At 41.3% G+C, this 25,900-nt stretch carries 21 protein-coding genes and 1 riboswitch; of the genes, 3 read left to right on the top strand and 18 right to left on the bottom strand.

Annotation, left to right across the window (positions count from 1 at the left end; translation table 11 throughout):
* Window position 1: 1 nt before the first annotated feature.
* From deoC (AKG39_RS03825) to AKG39_RS03790, 8 genes are all read right to left on the bottom strand, one after another.
* Window positions 2–721 carry a deoxyribose-phosphate aldolase gene (deoC, locus tag AKG39_RS03825; protein ID WP_050739035.1) on the bottom strand — a complete coding sequence of 240 codons (720 nt, stop codon included), beginning with the start codon at window positions 719–721 and terminating at the stop codon, window positions 2–4.
* 69 nt (window positions 722–790) lie between these two features.
* On the bottom strand, window positions 791–1,510 hold the full coding sequence (gene deoC / locus AKG39_RS03820) for a deoxyribose-phosphate aldolase (protein ID WP_050739034.1): 720 nt from the start codon (window positions 1,508–1,510) through the stop codon (window positions 791–793).
* Between the two features lie 22 nt (window positions 1,511–1,532).
* Entirely contained in the window at window positions 1,533–2,252 is a 720-nt protein-coding gene (gene deoC / locus AKG39_RS03815) for a deoxyribose-phosphate aldolase (RefSeq protein ID WP_050739033.1), read from the bottom strand.
* A gap of 15 nt (window positions 2,253–2,267) precedes the next feature.
* Entirely contained in the window at window positions 2,268–2,987 is a 720-nt protein-coding gene (deoC, locus tag AKG39_RS03810) for a deoxyribose-phosphate aldolase (RefSeq protein WP_050739032.1), read from the bottom strand.
* 22 nt (window positions 2,988–3,009) lie between these two features.
* On the bottom strand, window positions 3,010–3,684 hold the full coding sequence (locus AKG39_RS03805; protein WP_050739031.1) for an HAD family hydrolase: 675 nt from the start codon (window positions 3,682–3,684) through the stop codon (window positions 3,010–3,012).
* 24 nt (window positions 3,685–3,708) lie between these two features.
* The gene (locus tag AKG39_RS03800) at window positions 3,709–4,647 is read right to left on the bottom strand and encodes a PHP domain-containing protein (RefSeq protein ID WP_050739030.1); all 939 of its coding nucleotides are present in this window, start codon (window positions 4,645–4,647) and stop codon (window positions 3,709–3,711) included.
* 12 nt (window positions 4,648–4,659) lie between these two features.
* Window positions 4,660–5,508, bottom strand: coding sequence for a class II fructose-bisphosphate aldolase (locus tag AKG39_RS03795; RefSeq protein ID WP_050739029.1), 849 nt, complete (start codon window positions 5,506–5,508; stop codon window positions 4,660–4,662).
* 31 nt (window positions 5,509–5,539) lie between these two features.
* Complete coding sequence (locus AKG39_RS03790; RefSeq protein WP_201780244.1) at window positions 5,540–6,865, bottom strand: transaldolase family protein; 1,326 nt, start codon at window positions 6,863–6,865, stop codon at window positions 5,540–5,542.
* Between the two features lie 435 nt (window positions 6,866–7,300).
* Here AKG39_RS03790 and AKG39_RS03785 point away from each other — a divergent pair, with 435 nt between their 5' ends.
* The gene (locus AKG39_RS03785) at window positions 7,301–8,380 is read left to right on the top strand and encodes an N-acetyltransferase DgcN family protein (RefSeq protein WP_050739028.1); all 1,080 of its coding nucleotides are present in this window, start codon (window positions 7,301–7,303) and stop codon (window positions 8,378–8,380) included.
* A gap of 58 nt (window positions 8,381–8,438) precedes the next feature.
* Here AKG39_RS03785 and AKG39_RS20640 read toward each other — a convergent pair whose 3' ends face one another.
* On the bottom strand, window positions 8,439–9,170 hold the full coding sequence (locus AKG39_RS20640; RefSeq protein WP_050739027.1) for a flavin reductase family protein: 732 nt from the start codon (window positions 9,168–9,170) through the stop codon (window positions 8,439–8,441).
* A gap of 199 nt (window positions 9,171–9,369) precedes the next feature.
* On the opposite strand from AKG39_RS20640, the gene ade reads away from it, so the two are divergent.
* Window positions 9,370–11,082, top strand: a complete 1,713-nt coding sequence (ade, locus tag AKG39_RS03775) for an adenine deaminase (RefSeq protein WP_083439413.1) — start codon at window positions 9,370–9,372, stop codon at window positions 11,080–11,082.
* 15 nt (window positions 11,083–11,097) lie between these two features.
* Here the strand turns inward: ade and AKG39_RS03770 are convergent, their stop codons facing one another.
* The 8 genes from AKG39_RS03770 to hpf form a co-directional block, all read right to left on the bottom strand.
* A complete protein-coding gene (locus tag AKG39_RS03770; RefSeq protein WP_201780243.1) occupies window positions 11,098–13,461 on the bottom strand; it encodes a homocysteine S-methyltransferase family protein in 2,364 nt (787 codons plus the stop codon).
* A 77-nt stretch (window positions 13,462–13,538) separates the two neighbouring features.
* Window positions 13,539–13,635, bottom strand: a riboswitch (SAM riboswitch).
* Between the two features lie 76 nt (window positions 13,636–13,711).
* Window positions 13,712–14,443, bottom strand: coding sequence for a UPF0280 family protein (locus tag AKG39_RS03765; protein WP_050739025.1), 732 nt, complete (start codon window positions 14,441–14,443; stop codon window positions 13,712–13,714).
* A gap of 2 nt (window positions 14,444–14,445) precedes the next feature.
* Window positions 14,446–14,847: an NIL domain-containing protein gene (locus tag AKG39_RS03760; protein WP_050739024.1), complete on the bottom strand. Its 402-nt coding sequence runs from the start codon at window positions 14,845–14,847 to the stop codon at window positions 14,446–14,448.
* Window positions 14,847–16,013: a homocysteine biosynthesis protein gene (locus AKG39_RS03755; protein WP_050739023.1), complete on the bottom strand. Its 1,167-nt coding sequence runs from the start codon at window positions 16,011–16,013 to the stop codon at window positions 14,847–14,849. The genes AKG39_RS03760 and AKG39_RS03755 overlap by 1 nt, the downstream gene beginning before the upstream one ends.
* Window positions 16,014–16,073: 60 nt before the next feature.
* Window positions 16,074–17,166, bottom strand: a protein-coding gene (gene prfB / locus AKG39_RS03750) for a peptide chain release factor 2 (protein WP_115028241.1) whose coding sequence is annotated in 2 segments (ribosomal slippage) — window positions 16,074–17,090 and window positions 17,092–17,166 — 1,092 coding nt in all. Because the reading frame shifts where the segments join, the coding sequence is not laid out codon by codon here.
* A 47-nt stretch (window positions 17,167–17,213) separates the two neighbouring features.
* Complete coding sequence (gene secA, locus AKG39_RS03745; protein ID WP_169782058.1) at window positions 17,214–19,748, bottom strand: preprotein translocase subunit SecA; 2,535 nt, start codon at window positions 19,746–19,748, stop codon at window positions 17,214–17,216.
* 116 nt (window positions 19,749–19,864) lie between these two features.
* Window positions 19,865–21,493, bottom strand: coding sequence for a DUF5317 family protein (locus AKG39_RS03740; RefSeq protein ID WP_126981278.1), 1,629 nt, complete (start codon window positions 21,491–21,493; stop codon window positions 19,865–19,867).
* Window positions 21,494–21,746: 253 nt separating this feature from the next.
* Window positions 21,747–22,280 carry a ribosome hibernation-promoting factor, HPF/YfiA family gene (gene hpf, locus AKG39_RS03735; RefSeq protein ID WP_050739019.1) on the bottom strand — a complete coding sequence of 178 codons (534 nt, stop codon included), beginning with the start codon at window positions 22,278–22,280 and terminating at the stop codon, window positions 21,747–21,749.
* Between the two features lie 498 nt (window positions 22,281–22,778).
* Between hpf and cls the strand changes: the two genes are divergently transcribed.
* The gene (gene cls, locus AKG39_RS03730) at window positions 22,779–24,242 is read left to right on the top strand and encodes a cardiolipin synthase (RefSeq protein ID WP_050739018.1); all 1,464 of its coding nucleotides are present in this window, start codon (window positions 22,779–22,781) and stop codon (window positions 24,240–24,242) included.
* A 137-nt stretch (window positions 24,243–24,379) separates the two neighbouring features.
* Here cls and hydG read toward each other — a convergent pair whose 3' ends face one another.
* Window positions 24,380–25,798 carry a [FeFe] hydrogenase H-cluster radical SAM maturase HydG gene (hydG, locus tag AKG39_RS03725; RefSeq protein ID WP_050739017.1) on the bottom strand — a complete coding sequence of 473 codons (1,419 nt, stop codon included), beginning with the start codon at window positions 25,796–25,798 and terminating at the stop codon, window positions 24,380–24,382.
* Between the last annotated feature and the right edge of the window lie 102 nt (window positions 25,799–25,900).

Below are 25,900 nucleotides of genomic sequence, written 5' to 3'. Positions count from 1 at the left end.
ATTATCCTGTATAGGCCGGGCACAAACCGATTTTTCTAAGATCCTCTACTGCATCCAATATTTCCGCAGCACCCTGGGTTCCGATGAGCTCCGCTCCGGCAGCAAAGAAAGCAAAGGCATTCTGGGGACGGGGCGCTTTTACTCCGGCAACCTTTACCTTTGTTTTAGTTCCCTGTAAGGTCTCAACCATGAGCATCACATCCTGAACCGATGGACCGGCATATTGACCGGTGGAGGTCTTGGCCCAGTCGATTCCCGCTTCGGCAACCAGCTTACAGGCCGTCACCATTTCTTCCTTTGTCAGCATACAGGTTTCGATGATCATTTTCGTCATGACTCCGCTGGCAGCCTTAACATAGTCTTTAAACTCCTGTAAAACCGCATCATACTTTTTATCTTTTAACGCTCCTACATTCATGCAATTATCCAAAACCGTGGCGCCCAAACGCACCGCTTCTTCGGTTTCAAAGACTTTAACCGCACTGCTTTGCTGTCCGAATGGGAACGCGATGGCCGCGCCGATCATCAAATCCGATCCCTTTAATTCCTCCACCACCACCGATGTCCAATAGGATGATGAAAAACAAAAGGCCTTGGCATTGTATTTAATCGCATCCCGACAGCCCTGACGAATTTTTTTTTCGGTTGAATCCTTGGGTAGCACCGAATAATCAAAGAGTTTGCCCATATCCCACTGGGTCATTATTGATAAATCTACCATTTGTTGCTCCTTTAGTTTTTTATAAATCCTTAAATATGCAGCGTCTGATCCTTGCTGTCCACTAGAAACCTAGCCTTCATATTCCGGAATCATTTTGATTCTTCGCATCATGTCCAGTGCGTCAATGATTTCCGGTGCCGATCGGGATCCGATGAGTTCGGCTCCTGCCAGTAAAAAAGCATAGGCATTTTGGGGCCGTGGGAATTTCACTCCGGAAACTTTCACTTTTACCTTTGTATCCTTTAACGTGTCGACCATCATCAGCACGTCTTCCATGCTGGGTCCCTGCCATTGACCGGTGGCCGACTTCGCCCAATCGATTTCAGCTTCGGCAATGAGCTTACAAGCAGTTTTTATTTCTTCGCCGGTTAAAAATTCGGTGTCCAGGATCATTTTTGTCATCACCGGACCCGCCGCTTTTTTATAATCCTTGAATTCCTGGAGAACTTCTTTGTATTTTTTATCCTTTAACGCCCCGACATTCATGCAATTGTCCAGAACCGTTGCACCCATGCGCACCGCCTCCTCGGTTTCGAAGGCTTTAACCGCACTGCTTTGCTGTCCGAAGGGAAAGCCAATACCGGCTCCCACCAGAAGGTCCGTTCCTTCTAATTCTTCGGCCACAACCCTTGTCCAGTAAGAAGACGAGAAACAAAAGGCTTTGCAGTTGTATGTAATGGCTTTTTTGCATTCCGCTCGGATATGTGCTTCGGTGGTATCCTTGGGCAAAATTGCATAATCAAAGTGTTTGCCCATATCCCACTTTGTCATTTTTTTGAAATCAATCATAAATACCTCCCCCTATTCATATTCAGCCGGTATATCTGGGAACCAAACCGATTTCACGCATTTGATCCAATGCATTAATAATTTCCGGAGCCGATCTTGTCCCGATGAGTTCAGCCCCTGCCAGAATAAATGCATAGGCATTTTGAGGTCGGGGAAATTTAACCCCAGAAACTTTCAGCTTAACCTCTGATCCTTTAACCGCTTCCCTCATAACCAAAATCTGTTCCATGGTGGGTCCTTCAAATTGGCCGGTGGAAGACTTTGCATAATCCACACCGATTTCTTTGATCAGCTCACAGCCGGCTTTGATTTCGTCATCGGTTAAAAAACAGACTTCTAAAATAACTTTGGTCAATCTTCCCCCAGATGCAGTTTTAAAATCAATCAGCTCTTTTTTGACAATATCATATTTCTTATCTTTTAAAGCGCCGATATTCATGACCATATCCATACAGGTGCAGCCTGCTTTTACAGCCAGCTCGGTTTCCAAGGCCTTAACCGGACTGGGTGCAGACCCAAATGGAAATCCGATGCCGGTGGCAATGTGAATATCCGACCCTGCCAATTCCTGGACCACCACCGGCGTCCAATAGGGTGATGAAGAATAAAAGGCCGCACAGTTATAGGCCCTTGCTTCTTTACACCCCTCTCTGATATTTTTTTCCTGGGTATTTTTAGGCAGGATCGCATAATCAAAAAGTTTACCGACATCCCACTTTGTCATTTTTGATAAATCTACCATAATGATTTTTCTCCTTTATTTTTTATATGCGGGGACAATGCCAATTTCACGCATTTGGTCGAAAGCATCGATAATGGCAACGGCGGCCCGGGTACCGATTAGATCGGCTCCTGCCAGAATAAAAACATAGGCATTTTGAGGCCGGGGGAATTTCACGCCGGCGACTTTAAGTTTAATGTCGGTTCCTGCCAGTGTATTTTTCATGATTAAAAACTGCTCCATGCTGGGCCCTTCAAATTGTCCGGTTGATGTTTTTGCATAATTAATTCCGACTTCTGCAATCAACTTACAAGCCGTGGCAATTTCCTCATCGGTTAGATAACACACTTCTAAAATGCACTTGGTAATATGTCCCTGGGCGGCGGTTTTAAAATCTGCTAGCTCACCTTTAACCACATCGTATTTTTTGTCTTTCAATGCCCCGATATTCAGCACAATATCCAATACTGTACACCCTGCTTTTACAGCCTGCTCTGTTTCAAATGCTTTTACAATCGCCGATGATGCCCCAAAGGGAAAGTCCAGGCCAGTTCCAATATGGATATCGGTGCCCTTTAATTCTTCTACCACCACCGGCGTCCAGTAGGGTGTGGCGGAATAAAACGCCGCACAATTATAAGCGATTGCCTCGCGACAGCCCGACCGAATATCCGCTTCAATAGTGTTTTTAGGCAACACCGAATGGTCGAAACATTTTCCCAATGCTTTTTTATCCAATTTCGATAAATCTACCATTACTTAAATACCTCCTTGGTTTTTATAAAACAACTTCTTTAAGCTCTTCCATCCGGTCAATAACGTAGGCTGGATTTAGGGCTCTTACTGCCTCCGGGGCGCCATACCCATAAGTTACACCGCAAACATCAATTCCGGCATTGGTTCCGGTCAGGTAATCGGTCTGAGTATCGCCAATCAGAATCACCTGGAACTTTTCGCACCCGTAATACTTCAAGATTGCATAAATACATTCGGGATCGGGTTTTGGATTTTTCACATCATCGGCGGTTACCAGAATGTCAAAATAATCATAAAGCTCCAGGGTTTTTAATATTTTTTCAGTGGCACTTCTGATTTTAAAGGTTGCCACTGACAAAGCCTTGCCCTGCTGTTTATAGTATTCCAGTATCGCTTTAACACCAGGATAGGCTAAAGCGTTTTTGTGACAATTTTCAGTATAGCGTTTCACAAACAAGGGCAGGATTTCGGAGTCAATCAGAGTTTCCTTATCCTCCCCAAAGACTTTAAGCAGAACTTTTCTGGCCCCGCCCCCAATACAGCTGCGAATAAACGCATCACTTTTCTCCACAAAACCATAAAACTTCGAAATATATTTTATGGTTTCGATAATGTCCGGACTTGAATCTACCAAAGTGCCATCCAAATCAAAAATAATGTACTGATAATCTTTCGGTTCTTTATTCTTTATGATCATGGGCATTCTCCTTTGCAAAACATTCTAAAGACTCTTCAGCAGCTCATTATTTTGAAAATACTCCCAGGTAATCCCGCATTCTCCGATGCTTCTCACTTTTTTATCGGTTTTTTTATAATCCGCATGGTAATCAGAACCTCCTGAGATGATTTTTACACGGCCCTCATAATCGGCTTTTACCTGACTGATGATTTCATCCTTGGTTAGAGGCCCATCGTAAGTAGTTTTATCATAGGTGTAAGAGGCTTCTATCCCATCCAATCCGGCCTCGATGAGCTTGTCAATATATTCAGCTCTGGTCATGGTTCCGTCTTTGATAGTCACCACCTCATCAATCAGATAAGGATGAGCCAATATGGCAATACCACCACTTTCATGGGCAAGATTAATAATATCAATGGGATCCGGTTTTTCGCGTTTCACACTGAAGTCAGGATTGTTTCGAACTAATAGCTTAGCCTCACTCCATGTTTTGGTGTATCCTTTTTCCGCCATCAGGTTAAAGATGATTTTTTTCTGAACATCTTCCGGTTTTCTTGAAATACCGTCGTAGTTAAGCACCTCTTCCCAGGTAATGGGATATCCATTCGCTGCCAAAACATCCAGTAATTTTTGATAGGAAAAAACTTTACTTTTAACAATTTTTTCATTCATTTCCAATATTTTGGGATTGGTATAATCACATCCCAGCACCACAATATGAACATCCTCCACCTGGGTTTCGCAGGAGAATTCAATCCCCGGCAGTAGTTTAATTCCTTTTTCCCGGGCATAAACAACAGGATCCACCATCTTTCCATTAACGTCAATTCGGTCAGGAGGCAGCACGTCATGATCGGTAATCGCTATAACCTTCATTCCCATGGCTGCTGCATTTGAAATAAATTCCAGAGGTGTATCACCGCCATCGGATCCCGTGGTATGACTATGTAAATCAACAGGATAATTAGGTTTTGTTATCATATTATCACCTCTCTAGTCCATCAGACTGAAAAATCGAATGTGGTTGGTCACTACTTTTTTCACTTCTTCTTTGGTAAAAGCATCAAGTTTTAAAGGGTCATTTTGATCTGGATGCATTTGCGTAAAGATAGCCATTCCCTGGCAGTAAGCAATCTTTATTGCTGTGGAAATATTCACCTTGGACGCACCTAAAGCAATCAATTGGTGGAACATCGCGTCACTTAGCCCGGTCCCGCCATGGAGCACCAATGGACAGCTTGAAAATTGATTAATTTCATCAAAAAGATCATAATCAATTATAATCTCACCCTTATAAACTCCATGGGCCGTTCCGATAGCCGGTGCAAAAGCGTCAATCCCGGTTTTTTCTAAATACACCCGGCAGTCCTCTGGTTTGGCATGAGCCTTATCCCCTTCTTTTACAAAAATATCATCTTCTACCCCAACAATGGCACCTAATTCACCTTCAACGGTGACATTTTTAGGTTTGGCATAAGCTACGATTTCTTTTGTATTTCTAATGTTGTCCTCCAGGGGCAATTGGGAACCATCATACATTACCGATGACCAGCCGCCATCAATACAGGCCTTTGTAAATGCCACATCGGTGGAATGATCAAGATGAAGGGCCACATTAACCTTCGCCTGATCAACAATGGGCTTTAAAAATCCCATCATTTCATTGATACCAAAGGCTTTCACCGTTTTTACCGATGTTTGCAGGATAATCGACTGACCAAGTTCCTCTGCCGCTTCGACTGCGGCTTTGGCTGTCAGGTAATTCACAATATTAAACGCCCCAATCGCATAATGATTTTTTCTGGCATTTTCAAGAATCGCTTCCATATTCACATAACTCATAATTATCGCCTCTCTTTTTTATTTTTTATTTTTATTTCTCCCCATTTGCGGCATTCATAAATCGACGCTGGTAGGAAACAACATGATTGCATGAAGTAAAACGGGCCAGATATTTTGGTTCAGCGGTCACAATAACCCGATGCACCAAATCTTCAAATTCTTTTTCCACCAGTAATTTATCAATATCCGGATAGTTAAATTCCCCTTCCATACTGCAAATAATGAGTTTTGATTCATCCAAATTTGAATTTTTAAAGACTCTCAGAGTATGTCTGACGCTGTCCAGTCCATCTGAGCCTTCTACATCATGATAGTGTCGATAGCTCAGCATTTCTTCTGCCATTTTTTTTATGGTCAATAAATCAGTTTGGGCTTGATCCATGGTTAGATAATCTTTGTCCAGGAACATTTCCCTGATGTTTTCAATATATTTGGGATTATGGGTTGCCTGATATTGTTTTAAGCATTGGTCCATAATGCCTGATTGCATGGCCCGCTGCCTGATAAAGCAGTTGATAAAATATGGTTTTGCCTGCATTGCCAAAGCAGTCTGATAGGGTTCAAACATCAACGTGAAATTTACCCGATACCCCTTTTCCTTTAGCATCAATGCCATGTTATGTCCCCAAAAAGCGCCTTCGGTTGTTACCTCCTGATAGCTCCTCGCTAACTTTTTATTGCCTGTCAGAAGCTGTGAAACATTGTCCTTAGTCACCGGACCGGTGTGCGGAACCTTGATGACCAATCGATATTCAGAAAGCATTTCTTTGAATTTTTCCACTTCTTCAATAATTTCTGTTTCCGACTTTCCGAAAGGATCATTGAGCTCAACGCTGATATCGGTTCCCGGCCCCATAATCCGTCCAATTTCTTCCATCACTTCATCCCGAGTTTTATACTGATTCCCGATGTTCGCTTTAGGATTATTAATAAATAAGTCATAGATAATACCGGGGTTGCAGGTGAGATTAGCGACTATTTTACTGACCGGCAGGATTTCGTAGGGATTAGCTGAGTCAGCAGAGAACAATACATTTGTCGGTCGTCTTTTTCCATTTTTGTCGTAGGCAATATCCCTGACTAAATCTGCTTTGAGGACGCCATTGGCTTCTAATCCACATTCTACTCTAAATCCTGGAGGTGTCTCATTTGCCGGAGTCTTAAACCGGTTAATAACATCTGTAAACCGATGGGTCACACCAATTGTTTTTACATATTTGGATAATTGATCATACTGTTCAAGTGATAAATTAAAGTTCAAGACCCGATTCGTATAACTGATATCATTATTAATAAGACTCACGTGATCATTCAACAAGCTACCGAGGGTACAGCTGATTTTTTTTATTTCCTTCATTAATTTCCCCTTTGTTACATTATTTTTTCCAAAACAGAAAATAGGACCATATTTTTGTCTTTTCTACTTAAATCTGACATTCTTACAAATAACCCCGGGATGTTTGAAAAATTTGCATTTTAAACCTATCATAAGCAGTCATGACTAGATTCTATGTGTAATATTCCTACCCATAATCTCTTCTTAATATCAGACTTTTCAATCTTTGTAAAATTTTTTTCTAAACTTAAACATTTATAATTCTGTTTTAGTCTTCATTAATCGGGTATGTTATATAACATAGTTGTGTTAGGTACCTAAGTTTTCTGTAAAGTATGACACTAAGAGTGATTCATATCCACACCTCTTTATTCTTCATGTTTTTAAAAAAACTCAAATTTACAAGTCTTTTAATAAATTACTTGTTCCTATTCACATTGAAAGGATTACTATCTTATGAAAGAAAAAGCTTTAATCTACTGCGAAGCACACTTCGGCGATTTAGACGGAAAAACTGCAAATGGTTTAATACGCCGTTCCCAAAAATATGAGATTACCTGTATCATTGACAGCACAAAAGCCGGTATGGATTCCGGCGAAGTCCTTGATGGGGTCAAAAATGGCATCCCAATCTATCGGGATATTATAGAAGCTTCTGAAAAGCTTGATCAATTACCCAAATGTTTTATTTACGGCATTGCCCTAAAAGAAGCTTTTTTATCTTCAAGTGAAAGAAGACTTTTTCTCAAGGTCATGTCTATGGGAATGGACATTGTCAGCGGCCTTCATGAATTTATTTCTGAGGATAATGAATTTATCCAATATGCTCAAAAATATGGTGTTAAGCTCAATGATATCCGTAAACCCCTGGCAAATCGCTATTTGCATGTTTTTACTGGTGATATTATTAAGGTTAATACCCCTAAGCTAGCCATTCTTGGCACTGATTGCGCTGTTGGCAAACGAACCACTGCCATGCTGCTGATTCAAGCTCTTCAGAAGCGTGGCATTAAAGCCTGCTTTGTCGGTACCGGTCAAACCGCCATCATTCAAGGCGAAAAATATGGCATCGCCATGGATGCCATTCCCTCTGAATTTATGACCGGTGAACTTGAAAATGTGATTTTAGATGCTGATATTCATGAAAAACCGGATATTATTATTTTGGAAGGCCAAGGTGCCCTAAGCCATGAGGGTTTTATCAGTACCTGTGCAATCATCCGGGGCGGCCAACCGGATGCCATTATTGTTCAACACCCACCTAAAAGAGTTAATCGAGTGGATTTTCCTTATCTTAAAATGCCTACCTTGGAAAGCGAAATCGAGCTTATTGAGACCTTTTCTCATTCAAAAGTCATCGCCATTACCATCAATCATGAAGATTTAGACATTAATGAGATCCGCGAAACCACCAAAGATTACGAAAATACGTATCATCTCCCCACAACCGATGCCCTTACGTATGGCTGCAACAAACTTGTTAAAGCTGTGCTTCAGGCATTTCCGGATTTAGAAGAAAAAATAGAGAATTATTAATTTACATAAAAAAGCACGAAAGCCGCAAATTGCGGTTTTCGTGCTTTTTTAATTTTTTTTATCGTGTTGCATGGTAATAGGCGTAAGTCATCGGTTCTTCCTTACTAAATCCATCACCGTCAACGATCTTTGCAATAAACAGATAATGTGTATCCAAATCGATAATCTGTTCAACTTCACATTCAATGAAGCATAGAGTTTCCAATAATCCGGGACAACCGGTTTTTTCGCCGGTCACATAACTCATGGTTTTAAATTTATCAATATCTCTTCCGCTTTTATAACCAAAATGCTTCACCAGATCGTGATTGTTTTTTCCCAGAATTGAAACTCCAAAAACCTTAGATTCTTTAATGTACTCGGCTGTAAGAGCACCTTTTCCCAGGCAAACGCTGGCTCTTAAAGGGTTACTGGTGATCTGAATAAATGTATTTGATGTCATTGCATTAAGCTTTTCACCTTTAATTGATGAAACAATATAAAGGCCGTAGCTCACACTAAATAATAATTTCTGGATATCTTCCCTTTTCTTTTCCGGCAAGTCTCCCGGAATTTCTTCTATCAGCACAAATTTTTCAGGACCGACGCCGCAAACCGGGCATTTATCCGGAGGAGCATCCCCTTCATGGATATAATTGCAAACCGTACAACGCCATTTTTTAGGTGGTGCCGCTTTTGGTTCTTCTACAAGCACAAATTTATCTGGTCCCACACCGCAAACCGGGCATTTTTCCGGAGGAGCATCCCCTTCATGTATATAATTACAAACCGTACAACGCCATTTTTTCATTTTCTTCACCGCTTTCTTAGAATTAATTTATTATTTTATGATTGCCGTTTGTAAAATTTTAAGTCAATTCAAAAGGAAATATTGATTTCTATTATATACCCTTTTCATGCATTTTTATATAACTATAATGCTTTTTTTAATTAAAATTATGATATTATCATGCTATAATATAAAAAATGTCTATAAATGGGGTGAAACCATGAATACTCATACTATGAATTCTAAGAAAAAGATATCAGTATCCAAGGGGGTTGAAAAAGCAGATCTTGTTTTTAAGAATGCTGGTATCATCAATGTTTTTACCGAAGAAATTATTATCTCAGATCTGGCACTCTGTAGAGATACCATTGTTGGGATCGGCCAATATGAAGGAATTATTGAAGTGGATTGTACCGGAAAATTTATTTCTCCCGGGTTCATTGATGCCCATGTGCATATCGAGTCTAGCATGGTAACACCTTTAGAATTGGCTAAAGCTGTTATCGTCTCTGGAACAACCACTCTTATTGCAGATCCCCATGAACTGGTTAATGTGGCCGGCAAAAAGGGCCTGAACTATATTTTAAATGCCACCGAAAATATACCTCTCAACGTTTTTGTGATGCTCCCCTCTTCAGTTCCGGCAACAGTTTATGAAACCAATGGTGCCGGTGAATTCTCTGCAATGGATATGATTGAATATCTTGAACATCCACGGGTTTTAGGTTTGGGCGAGGTTATGTGCTTTTCCGATGTTATCAGAGGGAATCCCCAAATTCTGGATAAAATTTTTCTCTGCCGAAATAAAATTTGTGATGGACACTCCCCGGAATTGTCAGGAAAATCCCTCCAGGCTTATGCCGCCGCCGGCATCGAAACTGACCATGAATGTACCGGTTTTGATGAAGTTCTTGAGAAAGCAAGAGCCGGTTTCAAAATCCTCATTCGGGAAGGTTCTGCCGCAAAAAATCTGGAAGCCATTATTACCGGTTTATTGGAACACAATCTTCCTTTGGATCGTTTCCTCTTTTGCACTGACGACAAACATCTGGAGGATATTCATCGGGAAGGGCACATCCGCTGGAATATTAAAAAAGCCATTGAGCTGGGACTCGATCCCATTAAGGCCATAAAAATGGGAACCCTTAACGCCGCTCAGGCCTACGGTTTAAAACGACTAGGCGCTATTGCTCCGGGATACCGTGGCGATCTGGTTATTTTAAGTGAACTGAGATCCATGACGGTTGAAGCAGTCTATAAAGATGGCCGACCCATGGACCAGAGAATCGATGAAAGTGTGGAATATGGTCCCATAGACCCTGAACTGATTAACTCCGTTCATATTAAGGATCTTGATCCAGCCAGCCTAAACATTCCGGTAAAGGAGAAGAACCCAGTGATTGGGATTATCCCCTTTCAAATCAACACCGACTATTTAATCGAGGCTCTTCCTCAGAAAGAGGGATTGTTTGTACCTAATGCTATCTATGCCAAGCTTTGCGTCATCGAACGGCACAGAAACACCGGTAATGTTGGCGTTGCGGCCATTAAGGGTTTTTCCTTAAAAAATGGAGCTGTTGCCACCACCGTTGCCCATGATTCCCATAACATTATCGCAGTCGGTCAAAACGATGCTGATATTTTATTGGCCATGAAACACCTGAAAAAAATCCAAGGGGGTTATGTCATTGTTTCTAAGGGAAAAATTCTTGGTGATCTTCCCCTGACATTGGCCGGAATCATGAGTCTGGAATCCGGTGAAACAGTTCAGAAAAAGTTAGCTGTACTTATTGCCTTAGCCCGGGAACTTGGGGTTCCCACTTGGGTTGATCCTTTTATTACCCTGTCTTTCATGGCCCTTCCGGTGATTCCGAGGCTTCGTCTGACGGATCTGGGCCTGTTTGACGTCAATGCTTTTACTTTTGTTGATTAGGCTGTGATTTCCTCTTTAATCAAAAACTTTTCTGGCAATGTTTGATCCTTCCCGGGCATCCTTGCCATAGTAATCCGCGCCGATTGTTTTGGCATATTCTGGATTAAGAACTGCTCCGCCTACCATCACAATGGTGTCTGGGCAGTTTTTATTTATTTCACTAATAATTTTTTCCATATTTTTCACTGTGGTGGTCATCAGAGCACTGAGACCTACCAAATGAATATCTTCTTTTAAAATGGTGTCTATCATCGTACCTGCTGCTACATCCTTACCTAAATCAATAATTTCGTAACCGTAGTTCTCAAGAATAACTTTCAGGATGTTCTTGCCAATATCATGGACATCTCCTTCAACCGTGGCAAGCAGAATTTTCCCTTTGTTTACCTGGACTTTTCCATCTTTAAGCATGATCTCTTTGATGACTTCAAAGGCCTTTTGGGCTGTTTCGGCTGCAAAAATCAAGTGGGGTAAAAAACACTCTCCGGTTTCAAAAGCTTCTCCCACAGCATCGAGCCCGGGAATAATTTCATTATTGACAATATCCAGCGGTTCCTGGGTTTTCAACAGCGCTCTTGTTAATGGACCGGCCTGATCGCTGAGCCCTTCGATAATCATTTCTCGCAGACTTAAACTATCGGACTCCCGACTAACCTTTGTTGTTGCACCACCTTCTTTGTATGCATTGGCATAGGCGATGCACTGTTGATCCAATCCCCAGAGGGCCCTAAAGGCGCTGATGGTATCCATCATATCCCGATCACTGGGGTTCATAATCGGATTGGTAAGTCCCGCTTCCAAAGCCAGCCCTAAAAAGGTGCGGTTTAAAAGTTCCCGATTTGGCAGGCCAAAGGAAATATTGGATACCCCTAAAGCCGTGGGTATGCCTAATTGATCCCGAACCATTTTAAGAGCCTTTAAGGTTTCTCGGACCTCAGCCTGTTGAGCCGACGCCGTCAAGGTTAAACAATCAATCATCAGGTTTTTCTTGTGAATCCCATGAACCTTTGCACCCTCTGCAATTTTCTCTGCAATGGCAAAGCGATCCTCTGCCTTGCTGGGAATTCCGGTTTCATCCATGGTAAGGCCTAACACAATAGCTCCATATTTTTTTGCAATGGGGAAAATTGCTGCCATGGATTTTTTCTTCCCATTGACTGAATTGATAATAGCTTTCCCTGGGTAGCTTCGTAAAACCGCCTCAATGACTTCCGGGTTGGAAGAGTCCACTTGAAGCGGGCAATCGACCAATCGACTCACCGTTTCAACTGCTTCTTTCATCATTCTTACTTCATCAATATCCGGCAAACCTAAGTTGATGTCTAAAACATGGGCGCCATCATTTTTCTGGTTGATGGCCAATTGGGAAACCACTGATAGTTCACCCCGTCGCAGAGATTCTTTTAGCATTGGATTGGTGGTGGGATTGATACACTCGCCAATTACATGAATGTCATTTCCCAGTATGATGGTTTTTGTATTTGAAGAAACCAATGTCAAGTCTTTGTTTTCAACTGTATATAGGGATAAATCTTTGGTTGCGGCAATTAATTTTTCAATATAAGCCGGAGTGGTACCACAGCAGCCGCCAAGTATCAATGCTCCCATTTTCGCGATTTTCACCATATATTGGGTGAATTCATTAACATCAATATCATATACAGTCTTGCCATCAACCATGTGGGGAAGCCCGGCGTTAGGCTCCACCATAATGGGAACACTGGCATAGCGAACAAGCTCTTCGATAATCGACAGCATCCCATCGGGACCGGTGGAACAGTTAATTCCGATAGCATCCACCCCCAGCCCTTCAAGAATACTGACAATGGTTAGGGCATCCGTTCCGGTTAAGGTGCGTTTATTTTCCTGATAGGTCATCGATACCACGACTGGCAAATCAGATACTTCCTTAGCGGCAATCAATGCTGCCCGGGCTTCGCAAATATCAGACATGGTTTCAATGACAATCAGATCGGCCCCTGCTTTATCTCCGGCCATAATGACTTCCTTGAAATAGTCCACCGCTTCATCAAAGGAGGTCTCACCCAATGCACCGATCATTGTTCCCAGGGGTCCCACATCCAATGCGACATAATCCGGTTTCAGAGTTTTTACATTTTTGACACCAGCCGCTACCAGCTGCTCTACGGTAAACTCGCTGTCTTTAAGTTTGTAGCCATTCGCCCCAAAAGTATTGGAAAGAATGATATTTGCCCCGGCATCGATGTACAACTGGTGAATTTCTTTAATCAGCTCAGGATGGGTTACATTCAGTGCTTCCGGTACGGCTCCGATCGTATCAATCCGCTCCTGGATCAAACTCCCCATGGCGCCATCCAGATAAAGTCGCTTCTTCTTAAGTATTTCTAGTATATTCATTAGTTTGTTCTCCTTCATTAATAACATCACGATACAACAAAACCCCGTCTTTTGACGGGGTTAATGATCTGCATTAAACCCCATCATTGCGAAAATATTCGCCGGTATTGGCACCATGCTTTCGCTGGTTGCCGGGTTTCATAGGGCCTGTCCCTCCACCTCTCTGGATAGGTAAACTATTCAATTGCTTTTGAGAATAATACACATCATTTCCTGGTTTGTCAAGTATTTAAATTATTCAGTGCTGCCTTTAACATAATTCAATCTCGCCCCAGGCACCCAATTGATCTTCTATAATAATGAGGGCACCCAAAATTCCCGGGATTGTTTTAATCCAATCCAGTCCCCCGGCAATATCTCCGGGCGTTTTAATCCGATTGCACAGGGCCGTTGCTGCGGCGTCTGCCAGTGGGATGTCTTCACTGACCACCGTTACAGCATCCGCTTTTCCAAAGCTTAGGGAATGGCCCAAAATTCCCGAAGAAGTGCAAATCCCTAATGATTTTTTTCGGGGTTTGATCAAAAGACCAATGTCTGAAAATTCAGGGTTCCCGGTATAGAGGGCAATGCGTCGGACTTTTTTGGTTTTAATCAAAAGATCACCGCCATTTTCCACAATAATTTCTTCTGAAAAAGAGGCAAGTACTGCACCAATGTATTTTGAAACTGCACCGGCAACTGCACCCATGGGACCAATACCGGTTGCAATTCCTGACTTTAACAGATCTTGAACAATGGCCACTGCGCCCGTATCCATGGTCAACGGCACCAAAGATCGGATAAAACCCGGGCAGGTCTTATTGTAGTCCATAATGGATTGCCGTAGCTGTTTGACGCTTTTCAGGGCAACCTGGGGGAGTGCTGAGTTCATCACCATTGAATCAACTCCAATAAACAGGTCAGTTTCCAACTCGAGGACCTGGAAATATTCCAGGTCCTCGGCTTTCATACGATTGCGATAAATACGTTCTTCGTAGTTCATTTTTATATCAGTGCATGGATGGCCCGGGTTGGGCAGGCCTTTACACAAAGCATACATTCAAGACATTTATCCTTGTGGTGAACCAATTCCCAGTTTTCATCCATTTCCAGGGCATTAACCGTACAAACCGCAGTACAGGCACCGCAATCAACACATTCAGTCTTATTGACTTCTACAATTGACTCGATAGCCTTAACGCCAATCTGGTTTTGCCGGAGAAATACAATTCCGGCATTTATATCCGCTTCTTCCCCTGTAACTTCGATTAAAAGCATGCCTTTAACATTATCATCAATATTAGCTTTTAGGATATTGAAATCCAAATTGTAGGTTTTAACAAGTTCTACGGCCATGGGTTTGCCGGTGGCGGACTGAGGGAAAGATAATAATATTTTTTTTATCATTATCGTAATCCTCCTTCATTAATTGTAAGACCCTTTAAAGAATTTCCCATTGGAAAGCTTATAATCGGTTCTTGAAGATAAAATTCACCTTTTTTTATCCAATGATTCAGTTCAGCTGCAATTTCTCTGGCCATTTTCAAGCTGGACATGGGCGATGTTTTAATGATTTTTCCGTTAATATCAACTGAGCCGCTTCGGAGCTCTTCATAGCTGACCTTTTTTAAGCTTGGCTTGGATTTTTTCTGAACGCTGTAATCAATGATATTGGTATACAGGTCTTTATTCTCAACCGAAACAAAGGTCATCATTTCTTCATTCAGGATTGGAATCGGAATCCCCACACCCACAAACATCGAGGTTCCATACTTTTCATAAACCGCACCGCGAATATATTTGGGATTCATTTCCTTCATGTTCCCGATCAGAGCCAAGGTAGCTCCCGGTGCTGTCGGGTATCCTTTTTCATCCCGAGTACAAGCCGTATTAAACTGAGTACCCATCCAGGAAACATATCCCTGGGCGCCGCCAATGAAAATTTTTGTGCCCATACCAATGGTTTTAAGCAAAGGATCATTGAGGAGTGGGCTTAATTCTCCGGAAGTGCTGTAGGTGATGTTCCTCATATTGGGTTGTAAAATACCCATATACGTATATAAGCGACGGCTGGAAGTATTAATGGCGGCATTATAATTTTGATAAATATTTCGGGGATTGAATAAATAAGCTTCGTTCAAATCGTCCAGTGTAACCCAGGTATCAATGGATTTTCGGGGATAGCAGTCGGTTCCCTGAGATTTAGCCACCAGATGAACCTCTTTCCCGGCAATAAGATCGTGAATAACATGAGCACCCCCATATTCTATGCCTCTGTCCCCGGATGGTTGAGTAGCTCCCAAATAAGTATCCACTGCTGCCAAACCGCCATAGGCTTCGACGTCATTTAAATGAATCTCGCCCATACGAATGGGGGGATCGGAATGTCCGAAATTAATAAAAGCACCGGATGAGCACATTGGGCCGAATGTGGCAGTAGTCACCACGTCCACATATTCTGCAGCATCCTTGATTCCGCGTTCTTTAACAATGTCAATGACTTCTTCTGCGGTTACAATGACTGCTTCGCCTCTGGCGATTTTTTCATTAATTTCCTGATAGGTTTTTGCCATTTTATCCTCCAAAATTAATTTTCATAATTACCTGAACTAGTGTTGTATAACTAATCCTGTTTATACCATAGTGTTAAGATAGGCATTCATAAAGCCATCTAAATCGCCATCCATCACACCCTGAACATTTCCAACTTCCACATTGGTTCGGTGATCCTTAACCATATTATAGGGGTGGAACACATAGGAGCGAATCTGGCTGCCCCATGCAATTTGGCTGTAGTCCCCTTTAATATCCTCAATATGGTCCATTTTTTCCTGTTCCATAATTTCTACCAGCTTGCCCTTAAGCATTGCCATGGCCACATCCTTGTTTTGATGCTGAGAACGTTCATTCTGACATTGCACCACAATCCCTGTGGCAAGATGGGTAAGCCGTACCGCTGAATCAGTTTTATTAACATGCTGTCCGCCGGCGCCACTGGCCCGATAAGTATCAACTCGAATATCTTCGGGAAGAATTTCAATTTCCACGGTATCATCGATCTCAGGCATGACATCCAGTGATGCAAAGGAGGTATGCCTGCGGCCGGCTGAATCGAAGGGTGATATCCGTACGAGCCGGTGCACCCCTCGCTCGGTTTTTAAATAGCCGTAGGCGTTAACACCTTCAATCATCAGCGTCGCACTTTTTATTCCGGCACCCTCGCCAGGCTGAAGGTCTAAGGTTTTAACCTTATAGCCCTTTTTTTCAGCCCATCTGGTATACATGCGCAACAACATTTCCGCCCAATCCTGGGATTCTGTTCCGCCCGCTCCGGGATGAATAGCAATAATGGCGTTATTGCTGTCATATTCTCCCGACAAAAGCGTTTCAACCCGAAAGGAGTCTATTTTCTGATTCAGTATATTAATGGATTCTGAGAAACCTTCCAGTATTTCGCCTTCTTCGGCCAGCTCAAACATAACTAAAACATCATCCAATTCCTCGGTTAAAGCCTTGTAATGATCGACTTTAAGCTTGATCAGTTTTAATTCTTTTAAGACAATCTGGGCAGATTTCTGGTCATTCCAGAATTCCGGATTTTCAGTTTGTTTTTCGAGAGTCTCTAATCTGCTAATAAGTTTAGGCAGGTCAAAGTGAATCCCCCAATTCTTTTAACTTTATTTCCATTTCATTGACAATTTGCTTTTCTTCATACAAATCGATCATAAAATATTCACATCCTTTCAATTTCACACCCGGGACTATTGGGCTTCTTATGCGCCGCAGCACTTTTTGTATTTTTTCCCGCTACCACAAGGACAGGGATCGTTTCGGCCAACCTTATTTTGCGCAGTAGCTGGACCGGCAGGTTTTCCTTCAATTTCATTTTCATTGGTTTTCATTAGGCTGAAATCCACTATCTTGTCTTTGCTTTCTTCACTTGGTGCCACCTGGATATTTAGGTTAAAGAGATATTTGACAGTATCTTCCTGGATTCTCAGAATCATATCATCGAAGAGATCAAATCCTTCTTTGGTATATTCTTTTACAGGGTCATTTTGTCCGTAAGCCCGTAGACCGATTCCCTGTTTTAACTGATCCATGTTATCGATGTGGTCCATCCATGCGCTGTCAACACTTCTCAGAAGAATTATTCCTTCAATATTCTGAAGCTGTTCTAATCCTAAACGCTCTTTTTTCTCTTCCAGAATTTTTCGGCATTCACCCAATACAGTATCTACCAGAATTTCCCGACTTTCGGGTTTTTCCGGGAAAACCACAGTTCCCTTTGGCAGCACGTTACTTTCCAAATGTTTTGTCAGTCCTTCTAAATCCCAGTCATCGTAGTATTGACCATCTCCAGTATACATATTCACATAGGCATTAGCCAGCGTTTCGGTCATGGTCCAAATTTCATTTTCCATATCCTTACCATCAATGACCTGCTGTCTTTGTTCATAAATTAGCTCACGCTGACGATTCATAACATTGTCATACTGAAGTACATTTTTACGGATATCGAAGTTACGTCCTTCTACACGCTTCTGAGAATTCTCAATGCCTTTGGTCAGAATTTTGTTTTCGATGGGTGTTTCCTCATCCAGTCCAATGCTTTCAACAAGCCCCTGGATCCGTTCAGAACCAAAAACACGCATCAAATCATCCTCCAGCGAAACAAAAAATTGCGATGAACCCGGATCTCCCTGACGACCAGAACGACCTCTTAGCTGATTATCGATTCGGCGACTTTCATGGCGTTCAGTTCCGAGGATATGCAATCCCCCAACCTCAATAACGCCTTCTCCTAAAACGATATCGGTCCCACGTCCAGCCATGTTGGTGGAAATGGTTACTGCGTCCTTTTGTCCGGCGTTGGCAACGATTTCCGCTTCCTTTTCAAGAAATTTCGCATTCAGAACATTGTGTTTCACGCCTGAGCGTTTTAGATATCCACTGAGAAGTTCGGATTTTTCAATGGAAATGGTCCCAATGAGGATTGGTTGGCCTGTTTCATGGCGTCGTTTTACTTCCTCTGTTACCGCTGTATATTTTCCCTTTTCACTCTTATAGATCAGGTCATTGAGATCCTTACGTATCAACGGCCGATTGGTGGGGATGGTAATAACATTTAGATTATAAATAGTCTGAAATTCATCCTCTTCGGTCTTTGCTGTTCCGGTCATCCCTGATAATTTGTTAAACATTCTAAAATAGTTTTGGAATGTCACCGTGGCCAAGGTTTTGGACTCGCGATTGACCTTCACATTTTCCTTGGCCTCAATGGCCTGGTGAAGACCATTCGAGTAACGGCGACCCGGCATTAAGCGGCCGGTGAATTCATCAACAATGACTATTTCGCCATCTTTGTTGACATAATCCCGATCTTTAAACATAAGAGTATTAGCATGAAGGGCTTGATTAATATGATGTGATATTTCCATGTTTTCCATGTCAGCCAGATTGGTTAAACCAAAATAGCTTTCTGCTTTTACAATCCCATCATCGGAAAGCATGACCGATTTAGCCTTTTCATCCTTTATGTAATCATCCTCTTTAAGGGTTTTAGCAAAACCATTGGCTAATTCATAGAGCTTTGTACTCTTGTCGCCGCTGCCTGAAATGATTAAAGGGGTTCTGGCTTCATCGACGAGCACACTGTCAACTTCATCAATAATGGCATAATTAAGGACGCGTTGAACCTGTTGTATTTTTGTGGGGGCCATGTTATCCCGTAGATAATCAAACCCAAACTCATTGTTCGTTCCATAGGTTATGTCACTGCCATAGGCTTCTTTTTTTTGGTCAAAGGATAAGCCATGGACAACTAAACCTACTTTTAAACCCAAAAATTCATGCAACTGTCCCATCCATTGACTATCCCTCGTTGCCAGATAATCATTAACGGTAACAATATAAACCCCTTGTCCTCCAAGAGCATTGAGATAGGCTGGTAGGGTGGATACAAGAGTCTTACCTTCTCCGGTTTTCATTTCGGCAATATTGCCTTCATGAAGCACCATCCCCCCCAGCAGCTGGACTGGGAAATGCTTCATATCCAGGACCCTGGCACTGGCTTCCCGTACAGTGGCAAAAGCCTCAACTAATAAATCATCCAGGTTCTCTCCCTGGGCGAGTCTTTCTTTAAATAAAACGGTTTGGCCGCGTAACTCATCATCGCTCATGGCCTGATACTGGCTGTCAAGTGCCAATATCTGATCCACCTTTTTCTGTAAGCGCTTTATTTCTTTTCTACTACTATCAAACATCTGGTCTAAAAATCCCAAAACATTCACTCCTTCATTGTTCATTTTATAAAAATAATCTTAACATTTATTATATCATATTCTTTTATAGGTTACTTCATATAATTTAAAAGGGACTGTATTTTTTCATACAGTCCCTAAAATTACTATTAAATTACTAGTTATTTTTTCTTTCGCCAAAAAGCAACATCTTTTCCATCAAGTTTTAATTCTACCAACTCATATCCAGCTTTCTTTCGCTCTTCCAAAGTCTCATTAAATGTTTTTCGCTGATCATCACTCATGTTTTCCCTGTTGCCGTTGGAATCTTCGACTACATCTTCAGTGACTTCCTCAATTTCTTTTAACGGAATGGCAATTTCTTCATTTCTTGATGAAGGTCTTAAGAGATTGTCAGCTTCGATACTGCTTTCTTTGATGGTTTGCTTTCGCCTCTGGGCCTTGCGTTTTTCATCTTCAAGGTTAAGTCGCTGCCAAACATTCATCATTTCGCCCTCGGAAAATTCTTCTTCATCATCTTCAGTTTTACTCACAACTACCTCTTGATGAGGATTGTCGCCGCGTAGTACGAACGGTCTGTCCAGCTCGGTTAATTTAAAACTTTCAACAATTCTCAGATCTGATTCTGGTTCCGGTTTTGGAGCCGGCTCACGCATTGATTCTGCGACCTTATTTAATTCCATTTCACGAAGTTGTAACTTTAAGCGTTCTTTTTCAACGGCTAATTTTTCTTCGTAATATTTCTTGGTAAAGAACCCGGTATCCTCGCTTTTGAGAATTTCTTCCATCTCCGAGGCTTCCAACCCCTTGTTTTCGTCCCCCGAAACAAAGGTCCCCACCTCTTGAATATTGCCGATCACCTTGGTGCTGCCATCATCGGCAGCATCAATAATCATTGTTTCTTCGGGTGCCTGCTTTTGGACGATGATTTCTTCTGTTTCTGTTCCAATTTCTGAAAGGTCCTTTTCTCTGACATCGGGAATAACCATGGTTTCAAGTTGTTCTTCGGAGATAACAGTAGTCATACTCTCGTCACGTTCACCTCGAATAGCACCGCCGCTGGCGATGTCCTGATAAAAATCTTCAACTCTGGGAGCGGGGATCTGGCCAGTGTCACCATTGCTTTGAATGGAAACATTATCAAAGCTCTGATTTTCACCTTCTCCGAAAATACCTTCATCTTCAATATAATCCTGATTTTCATCACTCATAATCGATGGTTTCTTGTTCATAACATACTGTATGAAACCAACAAAACCAACCAGGGCCACAAGCGTTCCAACACTCACACCAGCTACAGTACCATAGAAGCTCATGAGCGTCGGAAGGAATGGAATTGGTATGGGTAAGTTAATTCCTAAAAACCACAAAAGTGTATTCGGTTGTATCAGCGTATAAATCGGACTTAATCCCTCGACAATCTGCTGTGCAAATCCGGTCGGGAGAATATCAATAACTGCCTGGGCAACTGGCATGCGTCCGCCATTGATAAAGATCACCACAAAATTCGAGGTAAAACCGATGGCCATAAGAATAACCCAAAAATCATCCAGGTTAAACACAAGCATTACAAGGACAAGAATGTAACTGGCAAAATTTACAATTTCAAGGTATGGTTCAATCAAAGGAATCCCACCTGTGTAATTGTAAAAATGTAATGCAAGCTGTAGTAACAGCCCTAAAATCCCAAGAGGCAGCAAAGAAATTTTTCGCACCTTGAAACCATGAAGGCTTCCTCTACGAATTTTCCCAATTAAAAAGCCTAAAATAATTGCAACTAGTATTAACATATTTGTTTCAACCCCACTACTTATTCTTTTTTCGATTTATTTTATTAGACGCATCGTCTGCTCAATAAAATAATTCAAGCAAATTTTGTTGCATGCATATATTCATTTTAAAGCAAAAGAAAAGTTCTGTCAAAACTTTATACCTAAATTTTTAAATAAATTTTTCATTCTAAATAATATCATCAAAAACACCCCTCAAAACTGTTTTTTAAGGGGTGTTCATAATTAATTTTTAGTCTTTCTTAAGAAAGCTTTAGAAAGTTGGTTCGATAAGACCGTAGTTTCCATCCTTTCGCATGTAGACAACATTAACATCGTCTGTATCTCCGTTAAGGAATACAAAAAAGTCATGTCCCAGCAATTCCATCTGAAGCGTCGCTTCGTCAACATTCATCGGTTTTACTGCAAACTTTTTCGTCCGCACAACCTTTGGCTGAAATTCATCGGATTCATCGCCCGCTTCAATTTCTTCCAAATTGAATTTGTTAGCTTCTTCAAGATTTCTCTTTTGAAGTTTTGTTTTGTGTTTTCTGAGTTGACCTTCTAGTTTGTTGACCACATCCTCTATGGATGTTACCATGTCTTCAGACTTTTCTTCGGCTCTAAGAATGGTTTTCCCAACAGGAATTGTAACCTCTAACATTTGATAATTTTTTTCCTTACTGAATGTAGCATAGATTTCGGTTTCCTGACCAAAGTAGCGATCAAATTTAGCAAACTTCTTTTTGAGTGCTTCTTTTAAACCTTCTGATACATGCATGTTTTTTCCGTAAATTGTGAATTTCATAACGACAACTCCTTTCAAAAGGTAAAGCTTACTCGTTATAATATATAGAGTCTACGAGTTATGATACCATTATAACCAATTATGCCCTAATTAGTCAAAATTTTTTTGTCAATTTCTTGTCACAAAAAAGCAACTAAAAATTTTACTCCTAAAATACTTGTAATATGTGGATTTTGCCTCAGTTGACCTGGTCTTTTCCCCCACACTCGCCAACAGGAAGTTTAGCTCAGTGTTAGCATCACAACTCCTTCTCTCGGCTTTCGCCGGCTGGACTTACTTCTAAGACGCACCATGATCAACAATTTGCTTTTAAATTGTCTTACGTGGATCGCTTCGCCTGCATCTGGCATCGACTTTCAACCACAAACCTGAGGCACCCTCTATTATAGGTTTAGTCCTCTTATAATGTCAAGATAAATTGAATAGTCTCAGGAAACAGTGGTCTTCTGTTTAAATAATATGCTATACTATGAGTACTGAATTTATGGAGGTTCAACAATGCTTTTGAGTCTTTTAGCAACTTTATCCGCATTTATCTTTATTTTAAATATTTCACTGAGCATTACGATTATTTTTCTGGAACGAAAAAGTCCCCAGAGCACTTATGCCTGGCTGCTTTTTTTGTGGATTTTTCCAATCTGGGGATTTTTGTTTTATCTGTTTTTTTCCCAAAACCTTACCAAAAGAAAAATTTTCAAATATAATACCCCTGAAAATATCCGGTATAATTTACTGCTTAAACAGCAACGGCGATCGTTATCTCAGATCATAGCCATTGACCCCCACAGTCCACTCGAAAAATATCGCCATTCCATTGAATTCCATTTGAATGTCAGCCAGGCACTCTATACCAATAACAATATAATTGACGTCTACACCGATGGTAAAAGTAAATTCGAGGCACTTTTTGATGCTATGGAATCTGCAACGACCTCAATCCATGTGGAGTACTATATCATCAAATACGATTCGCTTTCTCTTAGAATGATGGATATTCTTACCCGAAAAGCTCTGGATGGCATTGAATGCCGTCTCCTCTTCGATGCCATGGGCGGACGCTACCTTCCAAAATCAATTCTTGAACGCTTTGAGTCCGCCGGTGGAAAAATAGGTGTGTTCTTTCCTTCTAAAATAAAAATGATCAATCTCCGAGTCAATTACCGTAATCATCGAAAAATTGTGGTTATTGACGGAACAATCGGCTTTGTTGGAGGGTTTAATGTTGGCAATGAATACCTGGGCCTTGATCCTAAAATGGGTTACTGGCGTGATACCCATTTGAAAATTCAGGGGTCTTCAGCTCATGAGCTTCAATTGCGTTTTCTTTTGGACTGGCGGGCCAGCTCCAGTGAAACGCTGATCATTGACGAGGACTGTCAAAACAAATATTTCCCGATGCTTCCGCAAAAGTCCGGAGCCGGCATTCAAATTGTTTCCAGCGGACCGGATAAAGCCAATCAGCAAATCAAACAGGGATTTTTGCGGATGATCAATAATGCTGAAAGCTATATCCTCATCCAATCCCCATATTTTGTACCTGATGAGAGTATTCTTGAAGCGCTTAAAATCGCTTTGTTGTCAGGTATTGACGTTCGCATTATGATCCCCAATAAACCTGATCATATCTTTATTCATTGGGCCACGCTTGCCTATGTCGGTGAACTCATCGAATACGATGCCAAGGTATATGTCTATGAAAATGGCTTTCTCCATTCAAAGACCATTGTAGTCGACGATGCTGTTTGCTCGGTGGGTTCCTGTAATTTCGACATTCGCAGTTTCAGATTGAATTTTGAAACGAACGCTTTTATATATGATGGTTCCATTTCAACAGAATTAAAAAATGTTTTTGTTAAAGATATGAAACTTTGTACCTATTATAGTAAGGAAATTTATTTACAACGTGGGTATCTGATCAAAATTAAGGAATCCATTTCAAGACTATTCTCCCCTTTGCTTTAATTAGAATATAATGTTTCAAATCGATTCGTCAATAAAACTCAAATAAATGCCCAAGGGATATCTTGTTTTAAGATATCCCTTGGGCATTTTATTTGAATAAATTATTAAACCAGCAATCTTTGAATTATTTTATCTCTCTAAAAACGGAAATCCCGTTTTCCTTCATTTAGTTCGGTTAAATGGGCCGTCGCAATGCCACGGACCTTATCGCTGGGAATAGCTTTTAACTCGCGCTGAATCACTACCTCGCCCTTTTCTTTTGTATCCGGGGATGCGTAGTCCTCTAAATATTCCTTCAAAGTCATAATGGCATTTGGTTGACAGCAATTGACAATCTGTCCGGATTTAACCAATTTCATAAAACGATCTCCGGTTCGACCCTCACGATAACAGGCGGTGCAAAAGCTTGGAATATGACCCATTCCTAAAAGCCAGTTCACAATTTCATCCAGTTTCCGGGTATCATTCAGCTCAAATTGGGCTGAATTTTCATCTTCTGGCTCCTGCGTATCATAACCACCCACACTGGTACAGGAGCCGCCACTGATCTGCGAAATACCCAGTTTCAAAACACGTTCTCTGGATGCCTTTGATTCCCTTGTGGATATGATCATTCCGGTATAAGGTACTGCAATTCTTAACACTGTGATTATTTTTTCAAAGATATCGTTGGAAATAGCATTGGAAAAATCATTAGTATCAATGTCATCAGCAGGACAAATTCGTGGGACACTGATGGTATGTGGCCCAACACCCATGGCTGCTTCTAAATGCTCCGCATGCATGAGCATACCCACAAAATCATAACGGTACATATTTAACCCAAACAGAACGCCGATACCCACATCATCAATCCCGCCTGCCATGGCGCGATCCATTGCCTCAGTATGCCATGCATAATTATGTTTAGGTCCGGTGGGATGCAGCATTTCATAATTTTCTTTATGATAGGTTTCCTGAAAAAGAATATATGTCCCTATCCCGGCATCTTTTAATCGTTGATAGTCTTCAATGGTAGTTGCAGCAATATTCACGTTCACCCGGCGAATATCGCCATTTTTGTGTTTGATGCTGTAAATGGTTTTAATGCTCTCCAGTACATATTCTAAAGGACAGTTGACTGGGTCTTCTCCGGTTTCCAGTGCCAAACGTTTATGGCCCATATCCTGAAGGGCAATGACTTCCTTCACAATTTCCTCCTGAGACAACTTCTTTCGTTTAATGGTGGTATTCTTATGATGGTACGGGCAGTAGACACAGCCATTTACACAATAATTCGATAAATACAAGGGTGCAAACATAACAATCCGGTTACCATAAAATTTATGTTTAATCTCCTGGGCAAGGGAAGTCATCGCCTTGTTTTGATCTTCGAGTTCACAGGCTAACAGCACCGCCGCCTCCCGATGTGTGATGCCTTTGAATTCCCTGGCGCGTGCGATAATATCCTTAATCAAGGGTTTATTTATTTTATTTTCTTCAGCATAGGCAATGGTTTCTAGAATTTCCTGATCATTAATAAATTCTTCCGCAATTTTCGATTTAACATTATACATTTTTTTCTCCTTCAAAGTTATTATTTTTTTAATGGTGCAACTCACACTTAAGCACATCTCTCTTATACCGGTTTCAAATCAACTTTTGTAAACGAATAGAAT

The sequence above is a fragment of the Acetobacterium bakii genome, from assembly GCF_001263355.1.
Lineage (GTDB): Bacteria > Bacillota > Clostridia > Eubacteriales > Eubacteriaceae > Acetobacterium > Acetobacterium bakii.
The sequence above is the reverse complement of the archived record's forward strand: the minus strand, read 5'-3'. Positions and strand labels throughout refer to the sequence as shown.